The sequence below is a fragment of the Actinacidiphila cocklensis genome (genome assembly GCF_907177275.1).
In the GTDB taxonomy this organism is placed as follows: domain Bacteria; phylum Actinomycetota; class Actinomycetes; order Streptomycetales; family Streptomycetaceae; genus Actinacidiphila; species Actinacidiphila cocklensis.
Genome location: NZ_CAJSLV010000116.1, coordinates 1 through 16075, shown reverse-complemented (window position 1 = coordinate 16075; position 16075 = coordinate 1). Strand labels below are relative to the sequence as shown.

The following is a 16075-nucleotide window of genomic DNA, read 5'->3' as shown; positions in this document are numbered from 1 at the left end:
GCCGCCTCCAAGCGCCGCGTAACCGGTCGGATACGTCGTCGCGTAGTCCCGCACGTCCGGCCACGCCACGATCCCGGTGTTCGACGGCGACGGAGCCTGACCGGCGTTGGCACTCCAGTGCCACCACGCGTTGATCGGGGCGCCGTCGCCGATGCAGGCGAACCAGCCCTGGTATCCGACGGTGACCTTGCCGACCACGTCACCGGGTGCGCTGGCCGCGGACGCGGTACGGGCGATGCCGAGAGTGCCCAGGGCCGCGGCGGCGACCCCGCCGGCCGCGGTGCCGATGAACGTGCGACGCGTAACTGACATGGCTGTCTCCGAACGGCGGCGCTCGGCGCGGTCGGCCGGCGCGACGGTGGACTGAGCGCACGGAAACCTGCTGTGTCCAGCTTCAACTTCAACAGGTGAACCCAGTGCCCCGCGCGCGGCCGTGACGGAGCGCGTCACGGCCGCGATGGAATCCGCTTGTTTCGGGCTGACTTGCGGTGGGGGGAGGCGCGCGCAGTCCCATGACACGCACCACGCTGAGCACTTCCGAAAGCGCGGTTTCAGGTATGCAGGGATTCAACTGCTGAAACAAACATCCCGTCAAGGGTCCCGACCGGATCGGTGAATTGTCCGCAAAGCACTGCATTCACGGGACGGTTGCCGTCATTGCGCCCTGTGCAATGTCGGTAAAAGATCGGATGAGTTCATTCAGGACTTGTCGGACCGTGCGGGTCAGGCCGCGTTCAGCAGCGCCATGTCGTCGTCGGTGAGCCGCAGCGCTCCCGCCGCCACGTTCTCCACGAGGTGGTCCGGGTCGCCGGTGCCCGGAATCGCCAGCACGTGCGGCCCCTGTTGCAGCGTCCACGCCAGCCTGACCTGCGCCGCCGACACCCCGTGTGCGCGGGCCACCGCCGCGACCTGCTCGCTGCTGTCCCGGGCCGCGCCCGCCTCCCGGCCCTTGCCGGCGATGGAGTAGAACGGCACGAAGGCGATGCCGAGTTCACCGCACTCCCGCAGCAGGTCCGCGCTGCGCTCCCGGTCGTCGAGCCCGAACAGGTTCTGGACGCACACCACGGGTGCCACAGCCCGCGCGTCGGCGAGCTGCGCGCCGGTGACGTTGGAGACCCCCAGATGGCGGATGAGCCCCGCCGCCTGCAGCTCGGCCAGCGCGCCGAAGTGCTCGGCGAGCTCAACCGACGGCAGGACCCGCAGGTTGACCAGGTCCAGGTGGTCGCGGCCGAGCTGCCGCAGGTTCTCCTCGACCTGCCCGCGCAGCTGGTCCGGTCTGGCCAGCGGCAGCCACTGCCCCGAGGGGTCGCGCCCCGGGCCGACCTTGGTGGCGATCACCAGGTCGTCGGGATACGGCGCCAGCGCCCGGCCGATCAGCTCGTTCGCCGAGCGCAGCGAGGAGAAGTAGAAGGCTGCGGTGTCGATGTGGTTGACGCCCAGGTCGACCGCCCGCCGCAGCACCCCGAGCGCCTGCTCGCGGTCACTGGGCACACCGAGGTCGAAGGCGGCACTGCCCGTCAGGCGCATGGCGCCGAAGCCGATACGGTTCACCGTCAGATCGCCGAGCTGCCTGCTGCCGGCTGCCGCGGCGGTGATGGTCCGTGAGGCCATGGATGATCGATTCCTCTCGTAGCGGAGACCGGAGTATCGCCCACCGGGCGCCACGCCGGGAATGCCTGGCCGGGCGGGCAATTGTCACAGCGGGGACGGGAACGATCAGGCCCCGCGGGGAGTTGGAACCGGTGAGGGAAAGCGCGATGGGGACCGCGTCTGCGGCAGCGCGGTATTTCCGGTTCGCCCCGATACGCTCGGCGATGTGACGACGACCGAGCTGCTCAGGCGCCGCCGCCCGGCCCCCCGCCGGAGCGGCCGCCCCCCGATGGCGCCGCTCCTGCTGACCGTGGCGGTCGGCGTGACGGCCCTCGCCACACCCCGGGACTTCGCCGTGAGCCGGCTGCTGCCGGCCGCTCCCGCGCTGGCCGCCTCGATGTGGTCGGTCAGCGCCACCGTGGGCCTCGGTGCGCTCGCCCTCGTCGTGGTCGTCACCATCGAAGTGCTCTACCACCAGTCGGCCACCTACTTCACCGGCGGCGCCATCGCCGCCGTCACCGCCGCGGCCGGCTACGCCTGCCACATCCGGCTGCAGCGCGAGCGCGCCCTGTTCGAGGTCCGATCGGTCGCGGAAGCCGCCCAGTCGGTGGTGCTGCGGCCGATCCCGCGGCGGATCTGCGGGGTGAGCATCGAGACGCTGTACGTGGCCGCCGCCGCGCAGGCCAGGATCGGCGGCGACCTCTACGAGGCCGTCGACACCCCGCACGGCCTGCGGGTGCTGATCGGCGACGTGCGCGGCAAGGGCCTGGCAGCGGTCGGCGCGGCCGGCGCGGTCGTCAACTCCTTCCGCGAGGCCGCCTACGACGAGCCCGACCTCGCCGCGCTCGCCCGGCGGATGGACACCAGCATGGTCCGCTACAGCGCGACCTTCCCCACCTCCGAGTCCGCCGAGCGGTTCGCCACCGTCGTGGTGGCCCAGATCCCGCACGGCGGCGGCCGGGCGACCGTGCTCAACTGCGGCCACCCGCCGCCGATCCTGATGCGCGGAGCGGACATCAGCGTCCTCGAACCGACCGCCCCCTCGCCGCCGCTGCACATGGCGGGGCTGATCGGCGGCGACTACACCGTCGACACCCTGCCGCTGGCCCCGGGCGACCAGCTGCTGCTCTACACCGACGGCGTCACCGAGACCCGCAACCGCTCCGGCACCTTCTTCCCGCTGCTGACCTGGCTGCGCGGCCAGGTCGACGTCCCGCCGCGCCGCATGCTCGACGAGCTGCACGGCCAGCTGCTGCGCTTCAGCGGCGGCGGCCTCGACGACGACATCGCCGCGCTGGTCGTCCGGGTGGAGTCCATCGACGACGAGGCGGCGTGACCGCAGCCCCGCCGGCCCCGGCGACCCCCTCCTGACCTGCGCGGATCGCCCGTACGCGCGGCCCGGGCGAGTGCGAGGGATGCTGGAAGGGAGCCGACATCGGGAGGCTGGGCCATGCCGAACATGGGAATCGCCATCGTGCGGCAGTACGAGCGCGGAGTCGTCTTCCGGCTCGGCCGGCTGCGCGGGGTCCGCAGACCGGGCTTCCACTTCATGATCCCGTTCTCCGACCGCATGTGGAAGGTCAGCCTGCGCACGGTCACCATGCCGGTGCCGTCACAGCAGGTGATCACCCAGGACAACGTGTCGATCGGCGTGGCCGCGGTGGCGTACTTCCGCCGGGTGGACGCCGTGAAGGCGATCGTGGAGATCGAGAACGTCTCCCAGGCGGTCGGCCAGATCGCCCAGACCACGGTCCGCAACATCGTCGGCCGCTCGCTGCTGGACCAGGTGCTCACCGACACCCAGACGCTCAACCTGGCGATCCGCGAGATCCTGGACAGCATCACCCAGCAGTGGGGCGTCCAGGTCTTCCTCGTCGAGCTGAAGGACATCGAGCTGCCCACCAGCATGCAGCGGGCGATGGCCCGCCAGGCCGAGGCGGAGCGGGAGAAGCGGGCCAAGATCATCGCGGCCGAGGGCGAGGCACTCAGCGCCGGCCGGCTCGCCGAGGCCGCTGACGTCATCGCCGACCACCCGGTCGCCCTCCAGCTGCGCAACCTGCAGATCCTGGCCGAGATCGCCGTGGAGAAGAACAGCACCATCGTCTTCCCCGCGCAGCTCCTGGACAGCGTCCGCGCCGTCAACCGCTACGTGGCCGAGCAGAGCCGGTCCGCGGCCGGCCACGACACCCCGCTGCCCGGACTCGACCCCGTGAAGGACCCGCCGGCCGTCGACGCCGCCCCCGACACCCCACCGGAGATCAACCCGGGGGAGTGATCCGGGGCTGTGACCCCGCCGCCCGCCCCTTGTACGGTCGGCCGCATGACAGACGAGCACTACGTCCATCCGCGTCTCGCCCCGCTCTACGACCCGCTCGACCCCGACCGCCGCGACCTGGACGCCTACCTCGCCCTCGCCGCCGAGCTGGGTGCGGAACGGGTCCTGGACATCGGCTGCGGCACCGGCACCTTCGCGCTGCTGCTGGCCGACCGCGGTATCGACGTCACCGGCGTCGACCCGGCGCGCGCGTCCCTCGACGTGGCGCGGGCCAAACCGGGCGCGGAGCGGGTGCGCTGGATCTGCGCGGACGCCACCGCGCTGCCGCCGCTGCGCGCCGACCTCGCGACCATGACGGGCAACGTCGCGCAGGCCGTCGCCGCCCCCGACGTGTGGCAGCGGACGCTCGCCGGCGCCCACCGGGCGCTGCGCCCCGGCGGGTACCTGGTCTTCGAGACCCGCGACCCGTCCCGCCGTGCCTGGGAGGCGTGGAACCGCGCGGAGACCGACCGCGTCACGCAGATCCCGGGAGTGGGCGAGGTGCACACCTGGATCGACCTGCTGGAGGTCGCGCTGCCGCTGGTGACCTTCCGCGGCACGTACGTCTTCGCCTCCGACGGGCAGACGCTGACCTCCCACTCGACCCTGCGCTTCCGCGAGCGCGCGGAGATCGAGGCCGACCTGGCCGCGCAGGGCTTCGCCGTGCGGGAGGTGCGCGACGCCCCCGACCGGCCGGGCAAGGAGTTCGTCGTGGTGGCGCAGCGGCCGGACGGCGCTGCGGACAGCGGGCGGTGACGGCTGGTCAGTCGGCAGGCCGGGGGCCGGGGCCGCGCGTGGCACCTCGGGCAGGTCGTCCAGCAGCCCGGAGCGGGCGCCGGCGGGCCGGGCGGCGGGTGGAGCAGTCCGCCGCCCGGTGCCACCGGTTCACAGCGACCGCAGGATGTCCTCCACCCGCTCCTTCGCGTCACCGAAGAGCATCTGGCTGTTCTCCCGGAAGAACAGCGGGTTCTGCACCCCGGCGTAACCGGGGTTCATCGAGCGCTTGAAGACGATGACGCTCTCCGCCTCCCACACCCGCAGCACCGGCATACCGGCGATCGGGCTGCCCGGGTCGTCGATCGCGGCCGGGTTGACCGTGTCGTTCGCCCCGATGACCAGCACCACCGTGGTCGCGGCGAGGTCGTCGTTGATCTCGTCCATCTCCAGCACGATGTCGTACGGCACCTTCGCCTCCGCGAGCAGCACGTTCATGTGCCCGGGCAGCCGGCCCGCGACCGGGTGGATGCCGAACCGCACCTCCACGCCCCGCTCGCGCAGCCTGCGGGTCAGGTCCGCCACCGGATACTGCGCCTGTGCTACTGCCATGCCGTAGCCGGGAGTGATGACCACCGACGTGGCGTCCCGCAGCATCTTCGCGGTGTCCGCGGCGTTGATCTCCTGGTGCTCGCCGTACTCCGTGGTGTCGGCGGGGCCGGTCTCTATGCCGAAGCCGCCGGCGATCACCGAAAGGAACGAGCGGTTCATCGCGGTGCACATGATGTACGACAGGTACGCACCCGAGGAGCCCACCAGCGCGCCCGTCACGATCAGCAGGTTGTTGTCGAGCAGGAAGCCCGACGCGGCCGCCGCCCACCCCGAGTAGCTGTTCAGCATCGAGACGACCACCGGCATGTCGCCGCCCCCGATCGACGCCACCAGGTGCAGGCCGAGCGCCAGCGCCACCGCGGTCACCGCGATCAGCAGCCACAGGTGCGGCGACACGACGAAGGCCACGGTCAGCGCCACGAAGGCGGCCAGACCGCCCAGGTTGATCGCGTTGCGGCCGGGCAGCATCAGCGGGCTGGACTTGATCCGCGCCGACAGTTTGAGGAAGGCGATGACGGAGCCGGTGAAGGTCACCGCCCCGATGAAGACGCCGATGAAGACCTCGGCGTGGTGGATGCGCAGCAGGTCCGAGGCGATCTCGGTCTGCCCCGCGCCCTTGGCCTCGACGTCGAGGTAGCCGTTCCAGCCGACCAGGACGGCGGCCAGACCGACGAAGCTGTGGAGTATGGCGATGAGTTCCGGCATGCCGGTCATCTCCACCCGGCGGGCCCGCCACAGGCCGATGCCGGCGCCGATGACCATCGCCACGGCGATCAGGGCGAGTCCGGTCGCCGCGATGCTGCGGGACGCGAGCCCGATGGTGGCCACCAGCGCGATGGCCATGCCGCCGATGCCGTACGTCACGCCCGAGCGCGACGTCTCGTGCCGGGACAGGCCGGCGAGGCTGAGGATGAAGAGCAGTGCGGCGACAACGTAGGCCGCCTGTGCGGCAGTCGATGCGGTCATGTCGGCTCAGTCCTTCGCGAACATGCTGAGCATGCGCCGGGTCACGGCGAAACCGCCGAAGATGTTGATGGACGCCAGCAGCACCGCCACGAAGGACAGCACCGTCACCGCGGTGTGCGCGTGCCCGATCTGCAGCAGCGCGCCGACCACGATGATGCCGGAGATCGCGTTGGTCACCGACATCAGCGGGGTGTGCAGGGCGTGGTGCACATGGCCGATCACGTAGTAGCCGATGACGATCGCCAGCACGAAGACCGTCAGGTTGCCGATCAGCTGCTCGGGTGCGAAGGCCGTCACCAGGAAGAGCACCGCGGCCCCCAGTCCCACCAGCGCGTACGTACGACCCGGCGAGGGTGCCTTGCGCGGGGCCGCCACCGGCGCGACGGACGCACCCGTGGCGGGCGCCGGCGCCGCCGACACCTGGACCTGCGGTGGCGGCCAGGTCTTCGCACCGTCCCGCACCACCGTCACCGAGCGCTGCACCACGTCGTCGAAGTCCAGCACCAACTGCCCGTCCTTGCCCGGGGTCAGCAGCTTCAGCAGGTTCACCAGGTTGGTGCCGTACAGCTGGGACGCCTGCGCGGGCAGCCGGGACGCCAGGTCGGTGTAGCCGATGATCGACACCTGGTTGGCGGTGACCACCACCTCGCCCGCGACCGTGCCCGCCACGTTGCCGCCCTGCGACGCGGCCATGTCCACGATCACGCTGCCCGGGCGCATGCTCGCCACCATCTCCTCGGTGATCAGCAGCGGTGCCGGCCTGCCGGGGATGAGGGCGGTGGTGATGACGATGTCCACCTCGGGGGCCTGCTGGGCGTACAGCGCGGCGGCGCGGGCGTTGTAGTCGTCCGACATCTGCTTGGCGTAACCGGTCGCGCTCACCTCCGCCTCCGCCGACTCCACCGACAGGTACTCCCCGCCGAGCGACCTGACCTGGTCGGCGACCTCGGGACGCGGGTCCGTCGCCCGCACGATCGCCCCGAGGCTGCCGGCCGCGCCGATCGCCGCGAGCCCCGCCACCCCGGCGCCGGCGACCAGCACCTTCGCCGGCGGCACCTTGCCCGCCGCGGTGACCTGGCCGGTGAAGAACCGGCCGAAGGCGTGCGCGGCCTCCACCACCGCCCGGTAGCCGGCGATGTTGGCCATCGAGCTGAGCACGTCGAGCGACTGCGCCCGGGAGATCCGCGGTACCGCGTCCATCGCGAGCGCCGTGACCGGCCGCCGCGCGAGCGCGTCGAGCAGGTCGGGGTTCTGCGCGGGGCCGAGCAGCGAGATCAGCGTCGAGCCGTCCGCCAGCAGCGCGATCTCCTCCGCGGAGGGCGCGTTGACCGCCAGGACGACGTCGGCGCCCCACACTTCCGTCCGGCTCCCGATGTCCGCGCCGGCTTCCCGGTAAGCCTCGTCGTCCAGGCTCGCCCCGAGCCCGGCGCCGCTCTCCACCACCACCTGGTAGCCCAGGCCGCGCAACTGGCCGACCGTCACCGCGGTGGCCGCCACCCGCGTCTCCCCGGCCCGTGACTCGGCCACGACGCCCACTCGTTGCCCTGACTGACTCATCTGGGTCCTCTCTGGTCGGCGAACCACCTCGGATGAGGCAATGACTACCGGGAAGGTAGCCGCAGTTCGCAAGGACGTGCGCCCTCGAAACCGGCACAGTCGCCGCGCCGCAACCCGTCCGCCGTCCGAAAACCGCCCGCACGTCCGGCCGCGCCCAGGTGACAGGGGTGTCGGCCGGTGCGGGGCCGGGACGTGGGCTTCGTCATAATCACGGGGTCGGACATGGGGGAGGGGCCGTATGGAGTGGATCGGCGGGTACGCCGTCGAGCGCAAGCTCGGCGAGGGCGGCATGGGGACGGTGTGGCTGGCCCGGTCGCGGGGCGGCCGCCTGGTGGCCGTGAAGGTCGTCAGGCCCGAACTGGCCGCGGACCCCGGATTCCGGGCGCGGTTCCGCGGCGAGGTGGCCGCGGCACGCAGCGTCGGCGGCTTCCACACCGCGCAGGTCGTGGACGCCGACCCCGAGGCCGCGGCGCCCTGGCTCGCCACCGCCTACGTGCCGGGGCCGACCCTGGCCCGGCTGCTCGCCGAGGAAGGCCCGATGGACGAACCGCGGCTGAGCGCGCTGGGGGCCGCGCTCGCCGAGGCGCTGCAGGCGGTCCACCGCTGCGGCCTGGTGCACAGGGACCTCAAGCCCGGCAACATCGTCATGGCCGCGGACGGACCCCGGGTGCTGGACTTCGGCATCGCCAGGGCGATGGAGGACGCCCGGCTCACCGCCACCGGCACGGCCTTCGGCACCCCCGGCTTCCTGGCGCCCGAGCAGGCCGAAGGGCTGGACGTCGGCCCCGCGGCCGACGTCTTCGCGCTCGGCGCGGTGCTGGTCGCGGCGGCCGGGGGCAGCGCCTTCGGCGGCGGCACCCCGGTCGCGCTCGTCTACCGCTCGGTGCACCACGAGGCCGACGTGTCCGCCGTCCCGGAGCGGCTGCGGCCACTGGTCGCGGCCTGCCTGGAGAAGTCGCCGGCCCGCAGGCCCGGCACCGAGCAGCTCCTCGACCGGTTCAGCACGCTCGCCTACGGGCCCGAGCCCGCCGCGCGGACCTCCTACGACCTCGCGCCGCCGAACCCCCCTGAGCCGAACGGGCCGGGCGGCCCGTACCCGTCGGGCGCGTCGTACGCACCCCACGACGCGCCCGGGCCGGGCGGCCCGTACCCGCCGGGCGCGCTCCGCGGCCCGTACGCGCCGCACGACACCCCGCCGCCCCCGGCCGTCCCCGCGATGCCCGCCTACCCGCCGGCCCCCGCCGCCACCTCGCCCGCGCCCCCGCCGTCCGCGTACGGCCCCGGCGCCCCCATCCCGCCGCCGGGCGCGGCGGCCGGGCCGCCCGCCGCGCCCGAGTTCCTCGCGATGGACCGGAAAAACGCCGTCGTCCTCGACGCGGGCGGCATCCTGCTCGGCGCCAACGGCGCCGTCCTGTCCTTCCCCTGGCCCGCGGTCGACGTCGCCTGGTGCGAGAAGGGCCGCGGCCGCGGTCACACCCTGGTGGTGGCCCTCGCCCTGCTCGACGGCACCCTGCACTCCTGCGAGGTCACCACCCGCCAGGCGGCCGAACTCGACGCGTGGATCGCCGGGTTCGACGCGACGCTGGCGTACTGGAGCCCCGAGGCGTGAGGCGCGCGGCCGTACGAAAACCGGATGCGGCCGCCTGGCGGCCCTGCTAGCGTCCCTCGCATGAAGCGCAACGGACTGACGACGACGCCGGAGTACGTCCCGGCGCGCTGACCGATGTCCGTGAGCGAAGCCCCGGGGCGGGTGCCCCGGGGCTTCGCCGTGTGGTCTCCCGTCCTGCCGTTCCCCGAGGAGACCGCCATGAACGACCACCGCAGGATCGGCCGCGAGCTGTCACTGTTCGACACCGACCCGCTGATCGGCGCGGGCCTGCCGTACTGGCTGCCCGACGGCGCGGCGGTCCGGCACGCCCTGGAGGAGTACATCCGGGAGGCCGAGCGCAGAGCCGGCTACCGGCACGTGTACTCGCCGGTGCTCGGCAAACGCGAGCTGTACGAGGTGTCGGGCCACTGGTCGCACTACAGCGACGACATGTTCCCGCCGATGGACGTCGGCGGCGAGCAGCTCGTGCTGCGGCCCAGCCTGTGTCCGCACCATGCCCTGATCTACCGCCGCCGCGCCCACAGCTACCGCGAACTGCCGCTGCGCATCGCCGAACTCGGCGGGATGCACCGCTCCGAGCTGTCCGGCGTCCTCGGCGGCCTGACCCGGGTGCGGGCGATCCAGCTGAACGACGCCCACATCTTCTGCACCCTCGACCAGGTCGCGGATGAGGCGCGGGCGGCGCTGGCCATGATCGGGCGGGCGTACGCGGCGCTCGGCATCGTGCCGGTACGCCACCGCCTGTCTCTGGCAGGCGGTTCCGGCGGCTCAGGCGGCAAGTACGTCGGCAGCCAGGACATGTGGCGCAAGGCCGCCGCACTGCTGACCGACGCGCTGGACGCGGCGGGTCTCGAGTACGAGGCGGTGGAGGGCGAGGCCGCCTTCTACGGCCCCAAGATCGACGTCCAGGTCGCCGACGCGGCCGGGCGGGAGAGCACCCTGTCCACCGTCCAGGTCGACTTCCACCAGCCCGAGCAGTTCGGCCTGGAGTACATCGGCCCCGACGGCGGCCGACACCGCCCGGTGATGGTCCACCGCAGCATCGTCGGCAGCGTCGAGCGGGCCGTGGCCCAGCTGATCGAGCAGCACGGCGGCGCCTTCCCCGCCTGGCTCGCCCCCGTCCAGCTGGTGCTCCAGCCGCTCACCGAGGCCGAGGTGCCCTACGCCGACGCGCTGCTGCGGCAGTGCCTCGACCAGGGCCTGCGGGCGGAGGCCGCGCACCCGGCGGACGGCACCCTGGGCGCCAGGATCAGGGCCGCGCGGCTCGCTCCCTACCAGGCCGTGCTCGGCCCCCGTGAGGCCGCGGCCGGCGCCGTGGCGCTGCGCCTGCGCGACGGCCGCCGCCCGGCCCCGCTGCCGTCCGACGAGGCGCTGCGCCGCATCGGCTGCCGGGTGCGCGACCGCAGCGCGCACCTGTGGGACGACGAGGTCTAGGGCGCGGCCGCCGCCCGGTCCTCCCGCGAGGGAGCGCCGGGCGGCGGTCGTCGCACAACCACGGGAAGGGGACGTCGAGTTGTGGCTGCGAAACCAGCAGGACGGGCTCCCCGGGCCGCCCTACGCCCGTCCGAATGACTTCTCCCTGGACGAACGAAGCGGCGATCGCGCGCCGGGACTCCGGCGCCACCCCCGAGGCACGGCGGACGCCCCCGCGTCCTGACGCACCCGGCGGCGTCCGTCAGGTGCGGGCGTCGTCGTGCAGGGCCACGGCCTGGAGGGCGGCGCGGAAGCGGGTCGCGTCGGCCGCTGCGAGCGGGGCCAGGAAGCGGCGTTCGGCCGCGTCGCTCGCCGCGGTCGCCCGCTTGAGGGTGTCTGCGCCCTTCGCGGTCAGGACGACGACATTGCGGCGGCGGTCGTCCGGATCGGGGCGGCGGGCCACCAGTTCCTTGTCCTCCAGGGCGTCAAGGAAGGCGACCATCGTGGTGCGGTCCACGCCCAGCCGGCCCGCGGCCTGCTGCTGGGAGGCCGCCTCCTGCCCCGCGAGCACCAGCAGCACCGCCAGTTCGCGCCCGCTGATGCCGAACGGCGCGAGCGCCTCCGCGTTCAACTCGGCGAGCCGCAGCTGCGCGTGCTTGAAGAGATGGCCGAGCCGGCCGCTCAGCTCCGGGGCTGTGGTGGACACCGGGGAATTCTACAGCTAGCGTGAATGTCAGTGAAGCTGACGTTCTTCAAGACTGACGATCAGCTGAGGCGACGTGATGATGCGCGCCGCCGACCGTATCCACCGACACCTCAAACGGAGCACCTCGGATGATCCTCGTCACCGGCGGCCTGGGCTTCATCGGCACCCACACCGCACGCGCACTGCTCGACCTCGGCGAGTCGTGCGTGCTGCTGCAGCGGCGTGCGGTCACCGCGCTGCCCGCGACCCTCGCCGCCGAGCACGGCACCCGGCTCTTCACCGAGCAGGCCGATCTCGCCGACCGCGAGCAGGTGCGCGCGGTCGGCGACCGGCACCGCATCACCGGCGTCGTCCACCTCGCCGGGTCCGTGCCCTGGCCGCCCGCCCCCGGCCACCCCGTGGACGCCGCCCGGGCCGCGCTCGACAGCCTGTTCACCGTCGTGCAGGCGGCAGCCGAGTGGAAGGCCGCCCGGGTCGTGGTCGCCAGCACCATCGGCGTCTACGCCGGAGCCGGAGCCGGAGCCGAGACAGGCCACGGCGACGTGGACCCCGGCGCTGCGGCCCCGCTCGGTGAGGACCTGCCGCTGCCGATGACGAGCGGCCATGTCATCCCGGCGTTCAAGAAGATCGGCGAGCTGCTCACCGACCACCTCGCCGCCGCGACGGGCGTCGACCTGGTCAACGCCCGCATATCCGCGGCCTGGGGACCCCTCGGCCGGCCGGCGTCCGTCTTCTTCGCCGCCCCGCAGCTCGTGCACGCCGCCGCCCGCGGCACCGCCCCCGACCTGTCGGCGCTGTACGCTCCCGCCCACGCCGACCAGGGCATCGACCTGATCTACGCCAAGGACTGCGGCCGGGCGCTGGCACTGCTCCAGCAGGCGCCGCGGCTGAACCACCGCACCTACAACGTCGCCTCCGGCCGGGTCACCACCAACGCCGAGGTCGTCGCCGCCCTGTCGGCCCTGGCCCCCGGCAGCCCGATCGACCTCCCCCCGGGCCGCGCCCCGCAGGCGCCCGCCGACATCTGCCTGGACATCACCCGGCTGCGCCAGGACACCGGTTACACCCCGGAGTACGACACCGCCCGCGCGGTCGCGGACTACCTCGGCTGGCTCCGCGCGGGCAACGCCCGCTGAACGCACCGCCCGCGGCGGTCAGCCGCCGAGCCTGCCGAGGGCCGCGACCGTCAGGGCCTCCACGCCGGTGGTCAGGGTGGGCTGGACGACCGGCGCGAACTCGGGGGAGTGGTTGCTCGGCAGCTGGTCGTGCCGGCCCTCCTGGAAGGCGGCCAGCACGCTCGCGGCGTCCGGGCCGCCCCAGAACCAGAACACCGTCGGCACCCCGGCCGCCTCGCCGAACAGCCCGACGTCCTCGCTCGCCGCGATCGGCGGCAGCGGCAGCATCCGCTCCTGCCCGAAGTGCCCGCCCAGGTCGGCGAGCACCGCCCTGGTCGCTTCCACGTCGCTGACCAGTACCGGCGCCGCCGACTTCCAGGCGATCACCGGCGGCTTGGGCGAACCGCTGGCCGCCGCCTCGCCGTTGACGATCCGCTCGACCGCGTCGATCACCAGCCGGCGCACCTGCGGGGTGTAGGAGCGCACGCTGATGCCCAGCCGTGCGGTGTCCGGGATGATGTTCTCCTTCGTCCCCGCCTGCAGCCGGCCCACCGTCACCACCGCGGTCTCGGCGGCCGGCACCTCGCGCGCCACGATGCCCTGCAGGCGCACGACGACGTGTGCGGCGAGCAGCACCGGGTCGACGGTCGCCTCGGGGCGCGAACCGTGGCCGCCGCGCCCGAAGAGCTCCACGTCCGCGAAGTCGGCCGCGGCCATCACCGGACCCTCGCGGTGCCCGATCATGCCGGCGGGCAGCGGGCCGACGTGCTGGCCGAGCACGATGTCCGGCCGCGGGAAGCGCTCGAAGAGCCCGTCCTCGATCATCGCCCGCGCCCCCGCGACCAGCTCCTCCGCGGGCTGGAAGACCGCGAGCACGGTGCCCGACCAGTGCGGACGCAGCCGGGCCAGCAGTGCCGCCGCCCCGGCCAGGCAGGCCACGTGCATGTCGTGGCCGCACGCGTGCGCGACCGGCACGCTGTCGCCGTCGGGGCCGGTCGCGTACACCTCGGACGCGTACGGCAGCCCGGTCTCCTCGCGGACCGGCAGCGCGTCCATGTCGGCCCGCAGCATCACCACGGGTCCTTCGCCGTTGCGCAGCAGCCCGACCACGCCGGTGCCGCCGACGCCCTCGGTCACCTCGTACCCGGCGGCGGCCAGCGCTTGCGCTGCCTTCGCCGCGGTGCGGTGCTCCTGGCCGGACAGCTCCGGATGCCGGTGCAGGTCCTCGTACAGCGACTCGAGGCCCGCAAGGAGCTCGGTCTGCCATGCGTCGTCGGGGAGCGCCATCGGGGTCACCTTCCACGAGCCGTGCCGTGTCGTGCGGTCCTGCGGGGACCGTGCGGCCCATTCGACCACGCAGGCGCCGCGCCGCCACCCGGCGGGAGGGTCAGTGCTTGGCGGCGATGTCGAAGAGGAAGTAGAGGTAGGCGGCGAGCAGGTGGGCGACCACGACGTAGACCAGCACCCGGGTGACCACCCCGCGCTGCTTGCGCTTCTCGCTGCCGTTGGTGGTGGGGACGACGACCGGTGCCTGCGGGCGGGGGTCGTGCGGGGTGGCTTCCGTGGTCATGACCGGTCTCCTCGTGGGGTGGCGGTGCGGTGCGCCGCGGGGAGCGCGGCGGTGGTGAGGGAGGACGGGGCGCCGACGCACAGCGCGGACGTCTCGCTCTGCATCAGGGTGTGCACGAACAGCACGTCGGCCCCCGCGCCGCCGGCCGCGGCCAGCCGGTGCGGCACGAGCGAGTCGAAGTGCGCGGAGTCGCCGGGCGCGAGGGTGTGGGTGCGCTCGCCGAGCGTCAGGTCGAGCGTGCCTGCGGTGACGTACAGCCACTCCTCGCCCGGGTGCACCCGGACCAGCGTGCGCTGCGTACCGGCCGGGATGTGCAGCCGCAGCGCCTGCATGGCCCGCCCGTTGCCGCCGGCCCGCCAGTACGTCCAGCCGCCGGCCGGCACCGCGGCGGCGTCGGCGCCGCGTACGATGGGATCGGGTTCGCCCGCGGTCTCGCCGAGCAGGTCCGAGACCGTGGTCCCGTACATACGGGCGAGCCCGAGCAGCACCGGGAGCGAGGGCTGGCGCAGCCCGGACTCCAGCCGCGACAGATGTGCCGCGGACAGTCCGGCCCGGCTCGCCGCGCTCTCCAGCGTCAGCCCGGCGGCCTGCCGCAGGTCCCGCAGCCGCGGGGCCAGGACGAGCTCGTCGTCGGGGACCGCGGGCTGCTGGTGGTCGGTGGCTGTCATGACTCCATGGAACAGCAGGGCATGCCTGAGAGGCAAAAAATTTGCCCCATAGGCAAACCCGTTCCGCCGTGTTGCTGTTCCGGCAAGAAGGTTTGCCGAACGCGACCGGTCCGCCGAGCATCGCGGCAAGGAGGCAGAGATGACCAACACCCCGCCGCAGAGGCGCCCGCACACCGCACCCGCAGGACCCGAGCCGCACTACGAGGCCGTGGTCGTCGGCGGTGGCGCCGCAGGACTCGCCGGCGCGTCGACCTTGGCCCGCGCCCGCCGCTCGGTCCTGCTGGTCGACGCCGGGCACCCGCGCAACGCCCCGGCGTCCGGCGTCCACACCTACCTGGCCCGCGAGGGCACCCCGCCGGCCGACCTGCTCGCCGCGGGCCGCGCCGAGGTCGCCGGCTACGGCGGCGAGATCCGGTCGGGCACGGTCACCGCGGCCGAGCGCCGCCTGGACGGGGACTTCCGCGTCACCCTGGGCGACGGCACCGCTGTCCTGGCCGACCGCCTGCTGGTCACCACGGGCCTGACCGACGAGCTGCCCGCGGTGCCGGGACTGGCCGGACTGTGGGGCCGCGACGTGCTGCACTGCCCCTACTGCCACGGCTGGGAGGTGCGCGACCGGGCCGTCGGAGTCCTGGCCACCGGCCCGTTCGCCGTGCACCAGGCCCTGCTGTGGCGGCAGTGGAGCGACCGGATCACCCTGTTCCTGCACACCGCGCCGGAACCGGACGACGAGGCGTACGAGCAGCTCGCCGCACGTGGCGTCGCCGTCGTCGACGGCGAGGTCACCGCGCTGGTGGCAGACGGCGGCCGGCTCGCGGCCGTGGAGCTGGCCGGCGGCCGGCGGATCGGCTGCGACGCGCTGGCGGTCGCCCCGCGCTTCACCGCCAACGGCGGCCTGCTGAGCGGGCTCGGCCTGACGGCCGAGGAGCAGGAGATGGGCGGCCACGTGCTCGGCACCCGCATCCTCGCGGACCCGACCGGCGCGACCGCCGTGCCCGGGGTGTGGGTGGCCGGCAACGTCGCCAACCTCGCCGAGCAGGTCATCGGCGCGGCGGCCGCGGGAGTCCGCGCGGCCGCGTCGATCAACGCGGACCTGGTGGCCGCCGACACCCGCCGCGCGGTGGCCGCTGCCCGTGCCGCAGTACCGGGCCCGGTGCAGGCGGGCACCGGGCCGCAGTAGCCGCACGGCGTCAGCGAAATCCGCCGGCCGCCGCCTTCGGGATCCGCCCGCCGCCCGCCGC

14 protein-coding genes and 1 pseudogene are annotated in these 16075 nt (G+C 73.7%); 7 read left to right on the top strand and 8 right to left on the bottom strand.

Features of this window, described 5'->3' with window-relative positions; translation table 11 throughout:
* Window positions 1-312 (bottom strand): annotated as a pseudogene (locus NFU81_RS38895) (discoidin domain-containing protein); the annotation flags it as partial.
* Window positions 313-723: 411 nt separating this feature from the next.
* The gene (locus NFU81_RS38890) at window positions 724-1611 is read right to left on the bottom strand and encodes an aldo/keto reductase (protein WP_251501497.1); all 888 of its coding nucleotides are present in this window, start codon (window positions 1609-1611) and stop codon (window positions 724-726) included.
* 205 nt (window positions 1612-1816) lie between these two features.
* On the opposite strand from NFU81_RS38890, the gene NFU81_RS38885 reads away from it, so the two are divergent.
* The 3 genes from NFU81_RS38885 (at window position 1817) to NFU81_RS38875 (ending at window position 4660) form a co-directional block, all read left to right on the top strand.
* On the top strand, window positions 1817-2926 hold the full coding sequence (locus NFU81_RS38885) for a PP2C family protein-serine/threonine phosphatase (RefSeq protein WP_251501495.1): 1110 nt from the start codon (window positions 1817-1819) through the stop codon (window positions 2924-2926).
* Window positions 2927-3040: 114 nt separating this feature from the next.
* Window positions 3041-3865 carry a slipin family protein gene (locus NFU81_RS38880; RefSeq protein WP_251501492.1) on the top strand — a complete coding sequence of 275 codons (825 nt, stop codon included), beginning with the start codon at window positions 3041-3043 and terminating at the stop codon, window positions 3863-3865.
* Between the two features lie 45 nt (window positions 3866-3910).
* Window positions 3911-4660, top strand: a complete 750-nt coding sequence (locus tag NFU81_RS38875; protein WP_251501489.1) for a class I SAM-dependent methyltransferase — start codon at window positions 3911-3913, stop codon at window positions 4658-4660.
* 129 nt (window positions 4661-4789) lie between these two features.
* On the opposite strand, the gene pntB is transcribed toward NFU81_RS38875, so the two are convergent.
* Window positions 4790-6196: a Re/Si-specific NAD(P)(+) transhydrogenase subunit beta gene (gene pntB, locus NFU81_RS38870; RefSeq protein ID WP_251501487.1), complete on the bottom strand. Its 1407-nt coding sequence runs from the start codon at window positions 6194-6196 to the stop codon at window positions 4790-4792.
* A gap of 6 nt (window positions 6197-6202) precedes the next feature.
* Window positions 6203-7753, bottom strand: coding sequence for a Re/Si-specific NAD(P)(+) transhydrogenase subunit alpha (locus NFU81_RS38865; protein ID WP_251501484.1), 1551 nt, complete (start codon window positions 7751-7753; stop codon window positions 6203-6205).
* 238 nt (window positions 7754-7991) lie between these two features.
* Between NFU81_RS38865 and NFU81_RS38860 the strand changes: the two genes are divergently transcribed.
* Together NFU81_RS38860 and thrS are read left to right on the top strand one after the other, a co-directional pair.
* Window positions 7992-9362, top strand: a complete 1371-nt coding sequence (locus tag NFU81_RS38860; RefSeq protein ID WP_251501481.1) for a serine/threonine-protein kinase — start codon at window positions 7992-7994, stop codon at window positions 9360-9362.
* Window positions 9363-9560: 198 nt separating this feature from the next.
* Window positions 9561-10796: a threonine--tRNA ligase gene (gene thrS, locus NFU81_RS38855; RefSeq protein WP_251501478.1), complete on the top strand. Its 1236-nt coding sequence runs from the start codon at window positions 9561-9563 to the stop codon at window positions 10794-10796.
* Between the two features lie 241 nt (window positions 10797-11037).
* On the opposite strand, the gene NFU81_RS38850 is transcribed toward thrS, so the two are convergent.
* Entirely contained in the window at window positions 11038-11481 is a 444-nt protein-coding gene (locus NFU81_RS38850) for a MarR family winged helix-turn-helix transcriptional regulator (protein ID WP_251501475.1), read from the bottom strand.
* Between the two features lie 128 nt (window positions 11482-11609).
* Between NFU81_RS38850 and NFU81_RS38845 the strand changes: the two genes are divergently transcribed.
* Window positions 11610-12617, top strand: a complete 1008-nt coding sequence (locus tag NFU81_RS38845) for an NAD-dependent epimerase/dehydratase family protein (RefSeq protein WP_251501472.1) — start codon at window positions 11610-11612, stop codon at window positions 12615-12617.
* Between the two features lie 18 nt (window positions 12618-12635).
* Here the strand turns inward: NFU81_RS38845 and NFU81_RS38840 are convergent, their stop codons facing one another.
* The 3 genes from NFU81_RS38840 to NFU81_RS38830 form a co-directional block, all read right to left on the bottom strand.
* The gene (locus NFU81_RS38840; RefSeq protein WP_251501468.1) at window positions 12636-13883 is read right to left on the bottom strand and encodes an amidohydrolase; all 1248 of its coding nucleotides are present in this window, start codon (window positions 13881-13883) and stop codon (window positions 12636-12638) included.
* A gap of 100 nt (window positions 13884-13983) precedes the next feature.
* Entirely contained in the window at window positions 13984-14166 is a 183-nt protein-coding gene (locus NFU81_RS38835; RefSeq protein ID WP_251501465.1) for a DUF6126 family protein, read from the bottom strand.
* Complete coding sequence (locus NFU81_RS38830) at window positions 14163-14834, bottom strand: helix-turn-helix domain-containing protein (RefSeq protein WP_251501462.1); 672 nt, start codon at window positions 14832-14834, stop codon at window positions 14163-14165. Before NFU81_RS38830 ends, NFU81_RS38835 begins: the two co-directional genes overlap by 4 nt.
* A gap of 139 nt (window positions 14835-14973) precedes the next feature.
* Between NFU81_RS38830 and NFU81_RS38825 the strand changes: the two genes are divergently transcribed.
* On the top strand, window positions 14974-16014 hold the full coding sequence (locus NFU81_RS38825) for an NAD(P)/FAD-dependent oxidoreductase (protein WP_251501459.1): 1041 nt from the start codon (window positions 14974-14976) through the stop codon (window positions 16012-16014).
* Window positions 16015-16075: the final 61 nt, after the last annotated feature.